The following is a 14793-nucleotide window of genomic DNA, read 5'->3' on the forward strand; positions in this document are numbered from 1 at the left end:
TTTTTATGATGCCATAAACACTTCTTTTAAAGGAACAGTAGTACCCTATAATATAAGTGAAGAAACAACGGCAATTTTGACTTATATAAGGGTTAATTTCCCTAATATTAAATATACAAAAGAAGAATGGAATGGACCTTATTAAAGTGATTTCTTGTTCAACTAACGGGTGCAAGAGTTAAAAACTGGGATGGCTGCGGCGATCTCTTTTTTTATTGCACTAACTGGCAGGTTAGTTTAAGTACATTTCTTCACAAAGTTATAGAAAGCCGATCTTCTCAATTAGGAAAATCGGCTTTTTTTTTATTAATTTGAAATGGATTGGTTGTCAATAAGACTCAAGGACTATTCAATTTTAATGCCTAAATCAAACACATAGGGCTGTTGTGGAGCAGTAATTTTTGACAGCTGGCTAATTTTTATAACGGGAATTGTCTCCCCATTGAATTGGGTTTGCTCAATTTTTCCTGTTACTTGAACCCATTTATCTTTCGGTAAGGCAGCTACCTCTCCTTTTGCCATCATTCCATAAACCGAGGCATCGGCAACACAACATGTGATTCCAAATCGAGCAACAATAATCTGGTTTTGCATAAATTCTTTTTCCCGATACACAAAGCCTTTTGTGGTTACCGTTTTTCCAAGCATAGCATTCAGATTATCTTGAATAATGTTCATTATGTTTACATACTGGTTATCGTCTATATTAATGATATTAGCCTTCATTAATTTATTCTTTAATGCATCATATTCTTTTTGAGTTAAAGGCTCAGGTTGATTATCAAGTATACTTTGTGTGTTAGTTGATGTATTAGATTTATTGGTATTAGATGATGATTGTACTTTTGAACTGTTATTTAAAGTTTTATTTTGTTGAGGCGGTTGAGAGGTAGCTCCCAATTTAATTGTTCTATTCATTGCAACAGAGCTGCCCAGCACATTGTTCGAGAAAAGAAATCCTGTGGTTATAGGAATTATAAACAATAAATAAAGAAACACACTTTTCCCGAAGGAGGAAGGATAGGTATGATTCCCATCACAATCACAATGATAAGAATGTTCTTTCCCTGAAGTTCCTCTTATAATCAAAAGAACTCCAAGAATAAGACATATAAAGAGAGTAAAGTAAATAAATCGAATCATTTTTGGAGCGATTAAAAGAGATATATTATTCGTTAGAAGTAATTTAAATAAAAGCAGCATAAATCCAATCAAAATAATTCCCCTGATAAGATGATGAAAAGAAAAGTCTTGGACTTTATGAGTCTTCATCTTTGGATACACCCCCTATAAAAGAAATAGCTGAAAAATATAAACTGAAAAATAGACGACAAGAGGAGTTACCAATAGTAGATAAATGACAAACTTTTTCTTAAAATAACCGAATAACATTAAGGTGTTTTTTATATCAATCATAGGACCGAAAACAAGAAATGCAAGGATGGAACCTTCTGTAAAAGTGGAACCAAATGACGAAGCTACAAAGGCATCTGCTGTGGAGCATACAGAAAGAACGTATCCTAGTCCCATCATAGCCATTGGCGCAAAGGTTGTGCTTGTCCCTATTGATAAGAGAACATTTCTGTCTAAGAAAGCTTGAAATAAACTGGCAAGAAATGCACCTATGAATAAATACTTCCCTGTATCAAATAATTCATCACTTGCATGATAGAGGGTTTCTAAAAGTTTACTTCCTCTTTGGTGGTGGTGGTGATGGTGATGGTCCTCCTTCGGATCCTTAAGAATATTTTCACTTTTAAAACGTCTATAAATGATTAATCCAATAATAATGGAACTAATAAATCCTACAAACATCCTTGCATTGGCTACATAAGGTGTGCTTTTAAATGCGAAATAAGTAGACGCATAAACGACAGGATTTAAGATTGGAGCACTGAGCATAAATACAACACCTACATGTGAAGGCATGCCTTTTTTTATTAACCTGCGAACGACAGGAACGATGGCACACTCACATATTGGAAACATTATTCCAAGTAAAGCAGCAGGTATAGGGCTAAATAGGCATTACGGGGTACAACCCTTCGGATTACATTTTCGGAAACAAATGATTGGATAATGGCTGATACAAATACACCCAGTAAAATAAATGGAATGGCTTCTAAAATAATGCTAAGAAAAATGGTGTTTACATTAAAAAACGTACTTGGGATTCTGGTAAAAAAAGAGATGTTTTTAAGCGCATCCGCAAAGAGAAATAGAAAAAGGAATAAATAAAATATTAGAAATACGAGACTATCTTTAAACATCTTATTTATAAAGGTCATTTCAAATCTACCTCCTCAAATCTATCAATCCTATCATATGGATATGCAGTTCTAGTTAATTCATTTCATTAAAATTTGATGATTGACATAAATAAATAATCGTTATAAGATTTAATTCGTAATAATTACGATTTATATATTGCTATTAATCTTAAATAATACAAAATAATTATGCGTTTTAAATCGTAATAATTCCTAATTAAAGATAACTTGGGAGGGAAATGAACATGAAAAGGCTATTTGTCCCATTAATTATTTTTCTATTAATGGTAAGTGGTTGCTCAAATACAGCTTCAACGAAAAGTGAAAAAACAAGTGAAGGATCTAAAAAACTGCAAATTGTCACTACTTTTTATCCAATGTACTATTTTGCAAAAAAGGTGGCAGGAGACTCAGCAAGCGTGGATCTATTAATACCAAATGGTGTAGAACCACATGATTGGGAACCAACAGCAAAGGATATGGCAAAAATACAAGACGCGGATGTTTTTATTTACAATAGCCAATACTTTGAACTTTGGACTGAAAAGGTATTGAAAAGTATTAATGATTCCAAATTAAAGGTAGTTGAAGCTTCCAGTGGGATTAAATTGATGGATGCACTGGAATCCGGGGAAGGGGAGGAGCATACTGCTTCTAAAGATCCACACGTCTGGCTTTCTCCAGTGTTAGCTCAGCAAGAAGTTAACACAATTGCTAAGGCTTTAGAACAGGCAGATCCCAAAAATAAAGACCAGTTTCAAAAAAATGCAGAGCATTTAAATGCGGAGCTAGCTGATTTGGGCCGCTTATATAAAGAGACTATTGATAAAGCCAAGAAGAAAGAATTTGTAACACAACATGCTGCGTTTGGATACTTGGCAAAACAATATGGACTGACTCAAATTCCTATTGCAGGATTATCGCCAGATGTAGAACCAACATTAGGGAAATTAGCTGAATTAACGGAATTAACAAAGAATAAAAATATAAAAGTTATCTATTTTGAGGAGATGACATCTTCCAAAGTGGCGGAAACGTTAGCTAAAGAAATCGGTGCTAAAACTGAGGTATTAAATCCATTAGAGGGATTAACGAAAAAAGAACAAGAACAAGGATTAGACTATATTGGTGTTATGAAAAAAAATCTGGATGCATTAAAATTATCGATTTTTTGATTAGTTATCTAATTTGGAGTTAATTAATAATTTAAAAAAAGTTTATGATTTTATTAATTTATCTTTTGGTTCACGCTGCCTTTTTTGCTTTTCTATTTGAGCTAAAAGGGCAGCGTTTAGTTGGATTTCAGATTAAAAGGGTCAATTTTTTAAAGTGACAATGATTCAAATAATAATTTACATATTGAGCTTGACATAATAAAAAGAACTAATGTAAAATGCAAATCGTAACTATTACGATTTGTAGAAAGGAGGAAATTGGCTATGAGAGTAAAAATAACTCTGCAATGTACAGAAACAGGGGATCGAAATTACATCACTACTAAGAACAAAAGAAATAATCCTGAAAGACTTGAATTAAGAAAATATTCACCTAGATTAAAGCGATATACAATACATAGAGAAACGAAGTAAATATTTTGCAAAGTTAAAGGTTAAATCTACGGACATTATCAATGTTCCGAGGAGTCATGGATAAGTATAATGTTTAAATCGTAATGATTCTGATTTAAAAAAATGGAAGGAAGGATAAAATGAAAGATATTAAAATTCCAGTAACCGTTTTAAGTGGCTATTTAGGTGCAGGTAAGACAACATTATTAAATTATATTCTTCAAAACCGTGAGGGATTAAGAGTTGCGGTTATCGTTAATGACATGAGCGAAATTAATGTTGATGCCGAATTGGTTAAACAAGGAGGCGGGCTTAATAGGACGGAAGAAAAGCTGGTAGAACTAACCAATGGATGTATTTGTTGTACTTTAAGAGAAGATCTCTTAAAGGAAGTGGAACGGCTCGTCCAAAAAGGAAATATTGATTACATTGTGATTGAATCAACAGGTATTAGCGAGCCAGTACCAGTTGCTCAAACATTTTCTTATATTGATGAAGAATTGGGGATTGACCTGACCAAGTATTGCCGGCTAGATACCATGGTCACGGTGGTTGATGCAAATAGGTTTTGGCACGATTTTGCCTCTGGCGACCTGTTATTAGACAGAAATCAGGCATTAGGCGAAGATGACGACCGATCTGTTGCTGACTTATTAATAGACCAAATTGAGTTTTGTGATGTATTAGTCCTAAATAAATGTGATTTACTTGAAGAGGAGCAATTAAGACAACTGGAGGTATTTTTAAGAAAGCTCCAGCCTGAAGCAAAATTCCACCGTACCGTAAACGGAATACTTCCACTTAAAGAGGTTTTGAATACAGGTTTATTTAATTTTGAAACTGCGAGCCAATCGGCAGGATGGTTAAAAGAATTAGAAGCACCTGAGCATAAACCTGAAACGGAAGAGTATGGGATAAGCTCCTTTGTTTATAGAAGTTCGGTTCCATTTCATTCTGAAAGATTTAATCGTTGGGTAGAGGAAATGCCTGAAGTGATAGTGAGGGCAAAGGGAATTGTATGGTGTGCAACTAGAAATGACTTAGCTTTATTATTCTCACAAGCTGGTCCATCGATACAATTAGAGCCGGTTTCTTACTGGATAGCTTCTTTCCCTTCTGAACAGCAAGCTCAGTATTTTGAAGAAAATCCTGTATTAAGAGATGATTGGGATGAAATGTATGGAGATCGGAAAAATGAACTAGTCCTTATTGGAATCAACATGGATAAAAATCTTGTAAAAGCCTCTTTAGACAGATGTTTGTTGACCGATGAGGAGATGACAGAAAATTGGAATGAAATGAATGATCCTTTTGTATGGACCATTACGACAGCAGTATAAGATATAAATTTAGCTCTTCCAACAAATGACCTGACAATTAAGAGTATTTAGTAACAATATTTTTACTTATTCCACACAGGGGTATCGTTGAAGCGCTTTGTCCTTTTTATGTGAGAAAAAGTAAGTTTGTGGAGAAATGTACTTAATGTGACGGGTGCAAGAGTTAGGGATGGAGATTAGTTGAAGAACGTACTACCATAAAATTGGCAGTTTTTTATTGTATGGCAATATTTGATTTCAATATTAATAGGTATTTTTTATAATATTGAAAAAAGTAACTGCATACTAATATTAATGTGTTAATAAATGTGATTTGTTGTTAAAACTTCACACATTTTTCACATTTGTATATTGTTTATGTTTTATTAGTATATTATTCTTTTGTATGAAAGCGATTGAATTTCAATTTAACTGGTCGCTTACATAGGTATTAAGTAAAATACCAAATGAGGGGGAAATGTATAAATGAAACGTACAATGAAAAAGATTTCTAAAGTGTTTTTGCCGACAATTTTAAGTTTGTTCTTATTTTCAACAGTGGCAAGTGCCCATGTTACAGTCGTACCGAAAACGTCCACAACAGGTGCTTGGGAAACGTATACCGTTAAAGTTCCGGTTGAAAAGGAAGTTGCTACAACAAAGATTACGATAAAAGCGCCAGCTGGTGTAGAAATTAAGTCATATCAGCCAGTTCCTGGATGGAAATATTCTGATGAAAAAGATGCAAACGGAATCGTAAAATCATTTACATTTGAAGCAACAGGTGAAGGGATTTTACCTGGACAATTCCAATCATTTACTTTTGTTGGTAAAAACCCAGAGAATGCCACAAAAGCTGCGTGGGATGCTTTTCAATATTATAAAGATGGCAGTGTAGTAGAATGGACTAAAGACGAAGGTGCAGACACACCTCACTCAATCACAGATATTGTTGCGGGAGCAGCAACAGATGATCATCATGATGATACAGCTAAAACGGATGAAACGAAAAAGGAAGAAGCAAAAACAGCTGATGTAAAAACAACTGCAACTGATAAATCTAATTCTCTTCCACTAATTTTATCAGTGGTTTCAGTTCTATTATCATTAATTGCTCTTGTGTTTGCATTCCGTAAAAAGAAATAATAAATCAAAAAATGACCTATTCAACAGTTGAATAGGTCATTTTTTTAAGTTCAAATTCAAAATCGAATAGATTTTATCCTATTCTACATTAATAACAAAAGGTATGGTCAATATATGCCCATTGACGTTAAATTGTCCCCAAACTTTGTAAACGCCCTTTGTCGGGAAGTAAGTCATGAATATAACTTCTGGTCCTTTCCCCGTGACATACATGGGATGAATATGCATGAACTGTGTTACTTCTTTATCAATCGCTACTGCATGTCCAACTGTGCCCAAATAAGGCTTTAAATTGGTTATCGGTTTATTGGATTTTGCATCAGATAATTTGAAGGTCATATTTATATTTTTTTTGGCTTTTGGTTTCCTATCAAAAGAAAGGGACACCTTTGTTCCATCAATAACCTTGGATAGCGTTGGATCAGGATTAATTGGTTCTGAAGCCATTGCTGGTCCTTCAACATTGAACCAGTGGTTTTCTATGCTGTATTCACCTGTTCCATTGGGTGTCATTTCAGCAATGAGTTTATAATCTCCAGCTTTAGGAAATTGGGTAGAGATTTTGAATAATCCATTTCCTTCAAATGTAGGATGGATATGGGCGAAGTAGGAGAGGTCTTTACTAACGACAACTAAATGCATCTTTTTGGTGCTAACCGTCTCAAATTCCTTAATAGGTTTATTATTTTTATCTTTTATAAGTATCGATATGGTCACACTCTTGTTAGGTTTTATTATTTCTGGTGTAGACCATTCTGAATTTGTTTCCTTTCCACTAACCGGCTTCATGTTCATCATTTGATGTTTATTTGTGTTCATTGGAACATTAACTGCTCCACATGCAGATAACATTAAAACACTAATTAATAAGGGGATTATACAAGTGTTTTTCAAATGATACACCCCTTTCCAGTCATTTGGATTTTAATATATTTTTACCAAAAAATAAATCCAGCAACAATACCGGATTCCCTCATGATTTGAGTAAGTCTTCATTTTTCATATGAAATTGTACTATCTAATTATGAACTTTATATGAAAAAATAATTAAAATTTCTTACGTTTTGCTTAAAAATAAAATGGGGTTCTTCAACAAACGGGGTGCAAGAGTTCAGATGGACCGCACCGAGGTCTTTTTTGGTTATTTAAACAACCTTATTTAAACCTTCTATTTTATTATAGAAAAGAAGAATATAAATTAATTGTAGGAAAGTTGATGGAATTTCTTTTGGGAGAAGGTTATTTAGTTGTCGCTTCGTGTGATTTTGAAAATGAGTTACCAAATTTAAGAGGCTACAATAAGAAAATAAATTGAATTTCTTATTCAACTAACGCATGCGATGCTTGAATAAAGGCATCTCATTTTTGCTTGTTAGATTTACGAAACAGATTGTGAAGATTTACAAGTTAAAGTAACTGGGGGCATTTCCTCAATAAGGGATGCCCCTTTTTTAACTAAAGGCAATAAAGGCACAGTAACCATATGAAGCCCAAGTCATACAATATGAGAAGGATTTTCCCTTAATAATCCCATAAAAGAGGAGTTTAATGATGGAAAAACACACTATTAATCGAGTGGGCGAAAATGTGCCACAGCCTATCCGAAGTGATGGGGCTGGAGGGATTGACTCCGGACCACGTAATATTATGCGAGATCGTCAAAATCCGAATATGCTCGTCCCGCCTATTACGGATGATGGCTTGGTCCAAAATGGACTTTGATTTGAGAACGGCTAATATCATTTCAGATGTACTGGCAGATGCAGGTATCGTAAAAATAACTCATATTGTTAATCCGAAATAAAGACGGAAGGTGAAAGCGACAGAATTAATAGCAGATTGGACTTGGTAAAACCGTTAGGTGGAATTTTTACCAAGGGAGGAAGTATATTAAATGAATCATTATGAAGCTATCATTTTAGCATTGGATGATTGGATCAATGCCAAGTATCCAAATGCCTGGAAAAGTGCGGGTACGTCACTTGCTGATATGGTCCCGAAGTCGTTAGGTGGGAATAATTCATCTAATGTGAGTGATGAGTATCGTGTTCTGGAAAGGGTTTCGCCAGGGACCTATCGGTTATTTTCAAGATGATATTGGGCTTGGGTATGTAATACACTTACAAGCATTGAATGCTCGGAGAAAACTCCGGGCCATTTTTTATTGCATTGAATAGTGAAAGCTAAAAGTTGCCTTTTCTGGTATTTTTTAATCGCCAAAGCATTTGTAGGAGGATCTAGCGCTTATTTTTCAACCATCTAACGACCCCAAAAATAATAAGCAGTAACCCCCCAATCTCGATAGCATGGTCAGCCAAGTTAAGAATTCCGCCAGAGCGAATGATAAAATCCGTCACCTGCCCAAACAGAAGTCTATCGATACCATTTCCAATTGCTCCTCCGACTAGGAATCCAAAACTGCAATCGATGAGAGCACCATTCATTTCTCCGGTTCTGCGAAAATATAAAACACCTATCACGAAAAACACAGCCAAAACTCCGAAGAGCGGTGCATAGCCTTGAAATAAACCTCCTGCCATACCGCTATTTTCGATATGTGTGAGTGGTATTCCCCACAATGTAAATGTTTCATTGATATCAATGAAGGCCCGAATTAGATATTTAGAAAGCTGGTCCATCAAAATTACGAGGATTACAATTACATAAAATAGCATATAGTAGTCCTTCTCTCTTTCAGAATAATTTGCATCCTAATCAACATTATAGATGGATACCTTTTTCTATTCTATTATGAAGCTCGCCATATTTTATACGTAAAACTTCCGATTGTCACCTTAAGCAACCGTCCTTGTGGACCTTATATCTGGGCTTAGTTTTTAAATTTCTATTCTAAGGACAGCCATAATCCTAGTTTGACAAAAGCAAATGAAAAGTGTAAATTGTAGATACAGTTAATCGTCGATTAATTATATCTACATTATTAGGAGGAATTGAAATGGAACAACGTATTAATTATTATGATATAGCACCTGAAGCACTTAATATAATGATGGAAATGGAGAAGTACACTAAATCTACTGGAATAGACCGTAAACTCCGTGAACTAATTAAAATCCGTGCTTCTCAAATTAATGGCTGTGCTTTTTGTATTAATATGCATACCGCAGATGCTCGAAAAATGGGGGAAACGGAACAGCGTTTATACTGCGTTGGCGCATGGGAAGATTGTGACTTCTACACGGATGCTGAGAAAGTAGCCTTAGAATTAACTGAACATGTGACGTTAGTTCCAACTAAGCGAGTACCTGATGAGCTTTATAATCGAGTACGTATTCATTTTAGTGAAAAGGATTATGTAGATCTTGTTATTTTGATCAATCAAATTAATAGTTGGAATCGAATCTCTATTTCAATGGGAAGTTTTGCAACAGCGGCAAAATAGGAATTTTATAAGGCTATATAAGTAAAATCTTCATTAATCGGGCGCTAACCTTGAAAAGGGATTAGCGCTTGATTTGTATAATAGAGCATTTTGTGGATTTAGAATCTCAAAAGTTATGAAATATGTCTACGAAACCTTCAATTATGGAGAATGCGATTTTTGAATGAGAAGTTTGTTTGAGGGAATTTTAACGTTCACTATATTTTTAGGAGAAATAGAAATGGAAAAACGCAGTAATGATCTTGAAGTAGCACCTGAAGTACTTAACACCCCTTAACTTGCAGGATAGAGGGGTAAGGGGTGTTTTGATTAACTGTTGCTCTTCTCAAAATATGCACGTGTATTTTCACGTAATTGTTTTGATAGAACATGATCAAGCTCTTCGTTCAGCCATGAAAGGGTTTTTTTACGTAAAAAATTGCGCATATTTTCTTCAGCCTCAAGCATAACTAGATTAATGGTGCAAGAGGAGGTTTCTGAGCAGCAGCTGGAGTTTTGGTTATCTCGAACCAGAAGGCCATTATCTTTTATGTTTTTGCATTGAAAAATGGGCTTTATTCCTTCAATTGCTTCAACTACATCCCAAAAAGAAATTTCTTCTGGAGACCTCGCTAATCTATAGCCGCCCTTAACTCCAGGTACTGAATTTACGATACCTGCCTTGGCTAATTTGGCAAATATTTTTGAGAGATATGTCTCTGAAATGCCTTGAAAGGCAGAAAGATCCTTTATTCCTATGCTTGAATCTGGAGGAATATCAATTAAATAAACTAGGCAATGCAGGCCATATTCAACTCCAATACTATACTGCATGCAAACACCTGCTTCCTATTTGAATAAAGGGATTAATTTTTATATTAGGTATATTTAATTCTTTTGTCAAACTTGCTAATTTGTCTTCTGTGGCACTATTAACAGTCTCTTTTGAGTAGAGATAAGTATGAAAGTTTGGTATCATTGCTGGATTTACAATAAAAAGGGAAATCCGTTTTCTACTACAGAATTCTTTGAAGAGTTAAATAAGAAAATACCATCAACCATTTGACTGGTTTTCCGTCCACATGCTGTTTTATCTGGCGGGAGCATGGTACATGGTAAATGGTTGGCTGGCATTAAAAAAGAACCAGGATGAAGAGCGGTCACGTTTGCCAATTTAATTTCAGTTGAAGTACGTCCCTTAGGCAAGCTTGAAAATATTCATTATAGCAAAAACCTTGCTGATTATCCGAGCAAGGTTTTTGCTATAATGGAAAAAGAGAATATTTGGAAAACTAAGTATAGAAAATGGCTGCAGACCGTTATAAGGAGAGATTGATATAATGTATGAACTAAAAACAAAAGAAACGGAAAACAGTGTTATTGAGTTTATTGAGAGAGTTGAAAACCTTAAGAAACGGGAAGACGCTTATAAACTATTAGACATTTTTACGGAAACAACAGGTTATCCAGCAAAGATGTGGGGACCGAGTATTATTGGTTTTGGTTCCTACCATTATAAATACGAATCCGGTCACGAAGGCGATGCACCGCTAGTTGGCTTTTCACCCCGAAAGGCAAAAATCAGTTTGTATATGGCACCTGGCATTCCAAAGCGGGAGGAACTGTTAAAGGACTTCGGAAAATATACAACAGGAAAGGGATGTGTGTACATCAATAAAGTTGCAGACATTGATGTGGAGGTCTTAAAAGAGTTAATTAACCAATCTGTTTTGTTTTTGAATAAAATCTATCCACAACAATAATAAAAGAGGACAGTGCCAGTCGCTGTTCCCATAACCGGAAGGAGGTAAATTGAAATGTCAGGTACAATAAGAGAAAATATAAAACCGGGAACCAACGTAAGAGTTGTACAGAAACAAGACCAGCGTACGGGAAAGTTAACAGAGGGTGTGGTCGCAAAAATACTTACCAAGTCTGCCACACATCCGCACGGTATTAAGGTTATGCTAGAAACCGGAATTGTCGGTAGAGTGAAGGAAATAGTAAACTAGCAATTGTTTATTTTTGGCGAAATGTAAAATCTAAAGTCAATAAAAGAATTCTTCTAGTAAAAGAAGGATTAACATGCCAATTTTCCTCTTAAATGTCTAGGATAACTTAAAAGATACATATGAGTTGAAAAAACCTCTCCTTTTAAGAGAGGTTTTAATGCTCCATCATAGTCCAAACAATCCCCACAATAGTAATGGCGCAAGCCGCTACTTTCGGAATGGTGATCTTCTCTTTGAAATAAATACGAGCTAAAAACAGAACAAAAAGTGGAGAGGTATAGGCCAAAGCGACAACTAACGTCCCGTCCGCCCATTTCAATGCTGTCAAAAGACACATCCATTGGATAATAGATAGAACCCCGCGTGCTCCTAGAGTCACGTTCAATTTTGGAAACCATAGTTTCGGACGATAAATAATATAAATGAGAAAGCTAATTCCAGCTGCGCGCATGAGATAAAGAGTGGGAGCATTTGTCCACTGATGGATGAGCAATTGCTGCGTTGGCACCATACTTATGCCGATTAAGACGGACGCTAGAATTCCAAGCATGTTCCCTGCTTTTTTTAACTCAAATAATGGAGCGAGAGGATCCCGTCCTTTTAAATTTAAAAAGTAAATGCCAAGTACAATAAAGAATACGGAAATGAGCGTTTTTGTATGAAAACCGCTGATAAAGATATTGGGCAAGAAGGTAAAGAGCGGTGTGAGGGAAGAATAAACCGCGAGCCTAGAAACCTCAATTCGTTCCATAGATTTAAAAAATAGGATATTAGATATGGTATCAAGTAGAATCACAACTACTAGCAAGCCAACTGAGATCATGTTCGCATGAAATGAAAAAAGCCACGGCATGGAGCAGGCCAGAAGAATGCTGACGGAGATAAAAGAGGTAACTATAAAACTATAGCTATTCTTCATTTCTCCCATAATTTTTTTTGCATACAAAGTAACAGCAGCGTTAAAAAATGAACTCATTAATGCTAGCAAAAACATTGGTTCTCCTCCTATTTTGCGTTAAATCTATCTGCTATGTAAAATAATAAGAGAATTAAGACTATTTGTCATTGTGTGTTATAACAAAATATTTATCGTTTTGTTTAGTTACTATAACTAAAACTGAACAGTAGTAGGAGAATTTATGGAAATTTTGGATCTCATGAAAATCCCAATCTTTGATGGAGCTAACATGATAGCGGGCAAAAAGGGAAGTCACCGCACCGTTCATACAGTGACCATGATGGATGCGCCAGATATAATCGATTTTGTTAAACCGAATGAATTATTAGTAACGACGGGTTACTGGTTTCATGAAAACCCGGATAATTTAGTGCTGCTTATAAAGGAAATGGAGAGAAAAGGGTGTGCCGGCCTAGGGATTAAAACCAAACGTTATTTACAGGAGATTCCTGCTTCAGTCATTCAAACTGCTGACGAGTTAGCGTTTCCTCTTATAGACATCCCTTTGAAAAACTCATTAGGGGATATAGTCAATCAAACATTGTCTTTTCTATTAAAAAAAAGCCCCAGTGAACTGCTCAATAAATTGCATATTAGGCGTAAAAAAGATCATTTTTTTGCGGGTGTCTTGGAAGGAACATATTCCTCCACTGAAGGGGTTTTAGTTCAAGGGAAGAGCTATGGTTTAGTGGATGCCCCGTTTTATCTGCTTGTTGCGGGTAAGCCTGATGGTGCTGCACCACTCACAGATCAAAGGAAAGAGGCCCTTTGTGAACTCTTTGAAATGGAGTTAGGGAACCAACCGAATCCGGATATATTTTTTACAAAAGAAGATTTATTCATTATTATCTGCCCTATCTTTACCAAAAGCGATGACATAGAACCGGGAATATGTGAATGGTTAAAAAAAATGCAGGATTTAATGGATGATACTTTGCAAATTCCCTTTTCCTTTGGAATGGGTAATTATGTGGAATGTGTAACTGATTTGAAAAGGAGCTATGATGAAGCGAAGAATGAATTGGATATGGGCTATCGTTTAGGAAAAAGGAAATTTATACAGCTTTACCGTGGTCAAACTGTTGGTGAACTGCTAAGGATGATACCTACCCCCAACTTGCAAGAATTCTACGAGAAAACATTGGGGGAACTTGCACATCCTCTGGAGCAAGATCAAATCGGCTTAATCGATACGCTAAACCTTTATCTCAAAAATAACTGTAATATTGCAGAAACAGCTAAGGAACTTTTTGTTCATCGGAATACGGTCATTTATCGGATCCAAAAATGTGAAGACTTATTAGGTGTAAATTTGAAGATACCTGAAGTGGCATTTAAATTGCGGATTGCTCTACTTATTCATACTCTCATTTGAAAATGCCTAATAATAAGGTTGCTGTGGCAACTACCATTATTGCAGATAAGGCAGCTGTAGCAATATAAAGATGGGATTAGATAAATAAATACCGTTGACCTTAATATAAGGATTGAGCAAATGATTTTACAACACAAAGAAAAAGGCTGGTGACTATTAATTCACCAGCCTTTTCTGTTATGATTTCTTAGTAGAGTCGTTTTGTAATCTAACTTAAGAACTAAGGCAAGTGCCTGTCACTACCTCCAATTTGTCAAATTCTCCTCGACAAGATTCGGGTGGTGCCAGTGCACTTTTTTTGGGAGCCCACGTTGCTCTTTAAAGGAATTAATACAGAAACTACTAATCTTATGACTATTATTTAAATAACATTTTCCAAATAATCTTTTAATTTTACTGACAATCCGCCATTGCCAAATTTTAATTTTTTCCCTTCTGAATACATACTGTCATGTAGATTACATAGAAAATTTATTATTGTTTTTCTTCTGATCAACAAGTTATGGAGCCCATTTTTGTAAAACCACAAATCGATAGTGTTATAGGCACCTTTATTTACCCCATACTCTTCCTCAACAAATGTCGAAAACACGCATGTATCCGAATTCTATTAGCAAAATTAATGAAAATCTTCATTCCTCGATAAGCTGTTGTCGTGAAATTAGTATTTCTATGATGGGGGGAAAAAGCATGTAGCATGGGTGCGTTGGCACTTGCTATCAAGTATTCCCTAGGGGTTTCAATGCTAAATTTAACTTATGAA

Annotated in this window: 14 protein-coding genes and 2 pseudogenes; 10 read left to right on the plus strand and 6 right to left on the minus strand. The window is 35.4% G+C overall.

The features are described from left to right. Positions 1-345: 345 nt before the first annotated feature. Positions 346-1272, minus strand: coding sequence for a TIGR03943 family putative permease subunit (locus ABES02_RS21400; RefSeq protein ID WP_430139426.1), 927 nt, complete (start codon positions 1270-1272; stop codon positions 346-348). A 15-nt stretch (positions 1273-1287) separates the two neighbouring features. After that, positions 1288-2288 (minus strand): annotated as a pseudogene (locus ABES02_RS21405) (permease). A 227-nt stretch (positions 2289-2515) separates the two neighbouring features. Between ABES02_RS21405 and ABES02_RS21410 the strand changes: the two are divergent. From ABES02_RS21410 to ABES02_RS21425, 4 genes are all read left to right on the plus strand, one after another. Next, on the plus strand, positions 2516-3445 hold the full coding sequence (locus ABES02_RS21410; RefSeq protein ID WP_430139428.1) for a metal ABC transporter substrate-binding protein: 930 nt from the start codon (positions 2516-2518) through the stop codon (positions 3443-3445). A gap of 264 nt (positions 3446-3709) precedes the next feature. Further along, a complete protein-coding gene (gene rpmG / locus ABES02_RS21415) occupies positions 3710-3859 on the plus strand; it encodes a 50S ribosomal protein L33 (protein WP_168243666.1) in 150 nt (49 codons plus the stop codon). Between the two features lie 119 nt (positions 3860-3978). Continuing rightward, entirely contained in the window at positions 3979-5178 is a 1200-nt protein-coding gene (locus ABES02_RS21420; protein WP_430139429.1) for a GTP-binding protein, read from the plus strand. A gap of 465 nt (positions 5179-5643) precedes the next feature. After that, positions 5644-6303: a YcnI family protein gene (locus ABES02_RS21425; protein ID WP_430139430.1), complete on the plus strand. Its 660-nt coding sequence runs from the start codon at positions 5644-5646 to the stop codon at positions 6301-6303. A gap of 78 nt (positions 6304-6381) precedes the next feature. On the opposite strand, the gene ABES02_RS21430 is transcribed toward ABES02_RS21425, so the two are convergent. Beyond that, positions 6382-7197, minus strand: coding sequence for a hypothetical protein (locus ABES02_RS21430; protein WP_430139431.1), 816 nt, complete (start codon positions 7195-7197; stop codon positions 6382-6384). A 657-nt stretch (positions 7198-7854) separates the two neighbouring features. Here ABES02_RS21430 and ABES02_RS21435 point away from each other — a divergent pair. Continuing rightward, positions 7855-8016 (plus strand): annotated as a pseudogene (locus tag ABES02_RS21435) (oxalate decarboxylase); the annotation flags it as partial. Between the two features lie 181 nt (positions 8017-8197). Beyond that, positions 8198-8398, plus strand: coding sequence for a hypothetical protein (locus ABES02_RS21440; RefSeq protein WP_430139432.1), 201 nt, complete (start codon positions 8198-8200; stop codon positions 8396-8398). Between the two features lie 142 nt (positions 8399-8540). Here ABES02_RS21440 and lspA read toward each other — a convergent pair whose 3' ends face one another. Then, a complete protein-coding gene (gene lspA, locus ABES02_RS21445) occupies positions 8541-8978 on the minus strand; it encodes a signal peptidase II (protein WP_430139433.1) in 438 nt (145 codons plus the stop codon). Between the two features lie 281 nt (positions 8979-9259). Between lspA and ABES02_RS21450 the strand changes: the two genes are divergently transcribed. Further along, positions 9260-9706 carry a carboxymuconolactone decarboxylase family protein gene (locus ABES02_RS21450; protein ID WP_430139435.1) on the plus strand — a complete coding sequence of 149 codons (447 nt, stop codon included), beginning with the start codon at positions 9260-9262 and terminating at the stop codon, positions 9704-9706. Positions 9707-10015: 309 nt separating this feature from the next. Here ABES02_RS21450 and ABES02_RS21455 read toward each other — a convergent pair whose 3' ends face one another. Then, positions 10016-10519: an RrF2 family transcriptional regulator gene (locus ABES02_RS21455; RefSeq protein ID WP_430139437.1), complete on the minus strand. Its 504-nt coding sequence runs from the start codon at positions 10517-10519 to the stop codon at positions 10016-10018. A gap of 506 nt (positions 10520-11025) precedes the next feature. On the opposite strand from ABES02_RS21455, the gene ABES02_RS21460 reads away from it, so the two are divergent. After that, positions 11026-11448 carry a DUF1801 domain-containing protein gene (locus tag ABES02_RS21460; protein ID WP_430139439.1) on the plus strand — a complete coding sequence of 141 codons (423 nt, stop codon included), beginning with the start codon at positions 11026-11028 and terminating at the stop codon, positions 11446-11448. Positions 11449-11502: 54 nt separating this feature from the next. Beyond that, on the plus strand, positions 11503-11697 hold the full coding sequence (locus tag ABES02_RS21465; RefSeq protein WP_430139441.1) for a YwbE family protein: 195 nt from the start codon (positions 11503-11505) through the stop codon (positions 11695-11697). 154 nt (positions 11698-11851) lie between these two features. Here the strand turns inward: ABES02_RS21465 and ABES02_RS21470 are convergent, their stop codons facing one another. Continuing rightward, positions 11852-12691, minus strand: a complete 840-nt coding sequence (locus ABES02_RS21470; RefSeq protein WP_430139443.1) for an EamA family transporter — start codon at positions 12689-12691, stop codon at positions 11852-11854. Positions 12692-12836: 145 nt separating this feature from the next. Between ABES02_RS21470 and ABES02_RS21475 the strand changes: the two genes are divergently transcribed. Beyond that, positions 12837-14030 (plus strand): PucR family transcriptional regulator, encoded by a 1194-nt coding sequence (locus ABES02_RS21475; RefSeq protein ID WP_430139444.1) that lies wholly within the window; start codon positions 12837-12839, stop codon positions 14028-14030. The last annotated feature ends 763 nt before the right edge of the window (positions 14031-14793 follow it).

This window comes from Neobacillus pocheonensis (assembly GCF_050477905.1).
GTDB lineage: Bacteria > Bacillota > Bacilli > Bacillales > Cytobacillaceae > Neobacillus > Neobacillus pocheonensis_A.

Coding starts and splice junctions, on each gene's coding strand:
- ABES02_RS21425 (WP_430139430.1), top strand. CDS start 5,644: ATGAAACGTACAATGAAAAAGATTTCTAAAGTGTTTTTGCCGACAATT.
- ABES02_RS21465 (WP_430139441.1), top strand. CDS start 11,503: ATGTCAGGTACAATAAGAGAAAATATAAAACCGGGAACCAACGTAAGA.
- ABES02_RS21440 (WP_430139432.1), top strand. CDS start 8,198: ATGAATCATTATGAAGCTATCATTTTAGCATTGGATGATTGGATCAAT.
- ABES02_RS21400 (WP_430139426.1), bottom strand. CDS start 1,272: ATGAAGACTCATAAAGTCCAAGACTTTTCTTTTCATCATCTTATCAGG.
- ABES02_RS21470 (WP_430139443.1), bottom strand. CDS start 12,691: ATGTTTTTGCTAGCATTAATGAGTTCATTTTTTAACGCTGCTGTTACT.
- rpmG (WP_168243666.1), top strand. CDS start 3,710: ATGAGAGTAAAAATAACTCTGCAATGTACAGAAACAGGGGATCGAAAT.
- lspA (WP_430139433.1), bottom strand. CDS start 8,978: ATGCTATTTTATGTAATTGTAATCCTCGTAATTTTGATGGACCAGCTT.
- ABES02_RS21410 (WP_430139428.1), top strand. CDS start 2,516: ATGAAAAGGCTATTTGTCCCATTAATTATTTTTCTATTAATGGTAAGT.
- ABES02_RS21475 (WP_430139444.1), top strand. CDS start 12,837: ATGGAAATTTTGGATCTCATGAAAATCCCAATCTTTGATGGAGCTAAC.
- ABES02_RS21455 (WP_430139437.1), bottom strand. CDS start 10,519: ATGCAGTATAGTATTGGAGTTGAATATGGCCTGCATTGCCTAGTTTAT.
- ABES02_RS21420 (WP_430139429.1), top strand. CDS start 3,979: ATGAAAGATATTAAAATTCCAGTAACCGTTTTAAGTGGCTATTTAGGT.
- ABES02_RS21450 (WP_430139435.1), top strand. CDS start 9,260: ATGGAACAACGTATTAATTATTATGATATAGCACCTGAAGCACTTAAT.
- ABES02_RS21460 (WP_430139439.1), top strand. CDS start 11,026: ATGTATGAACTAAAAACAAAAGAAACGGAAAACAGTGTTATTGAGTTT.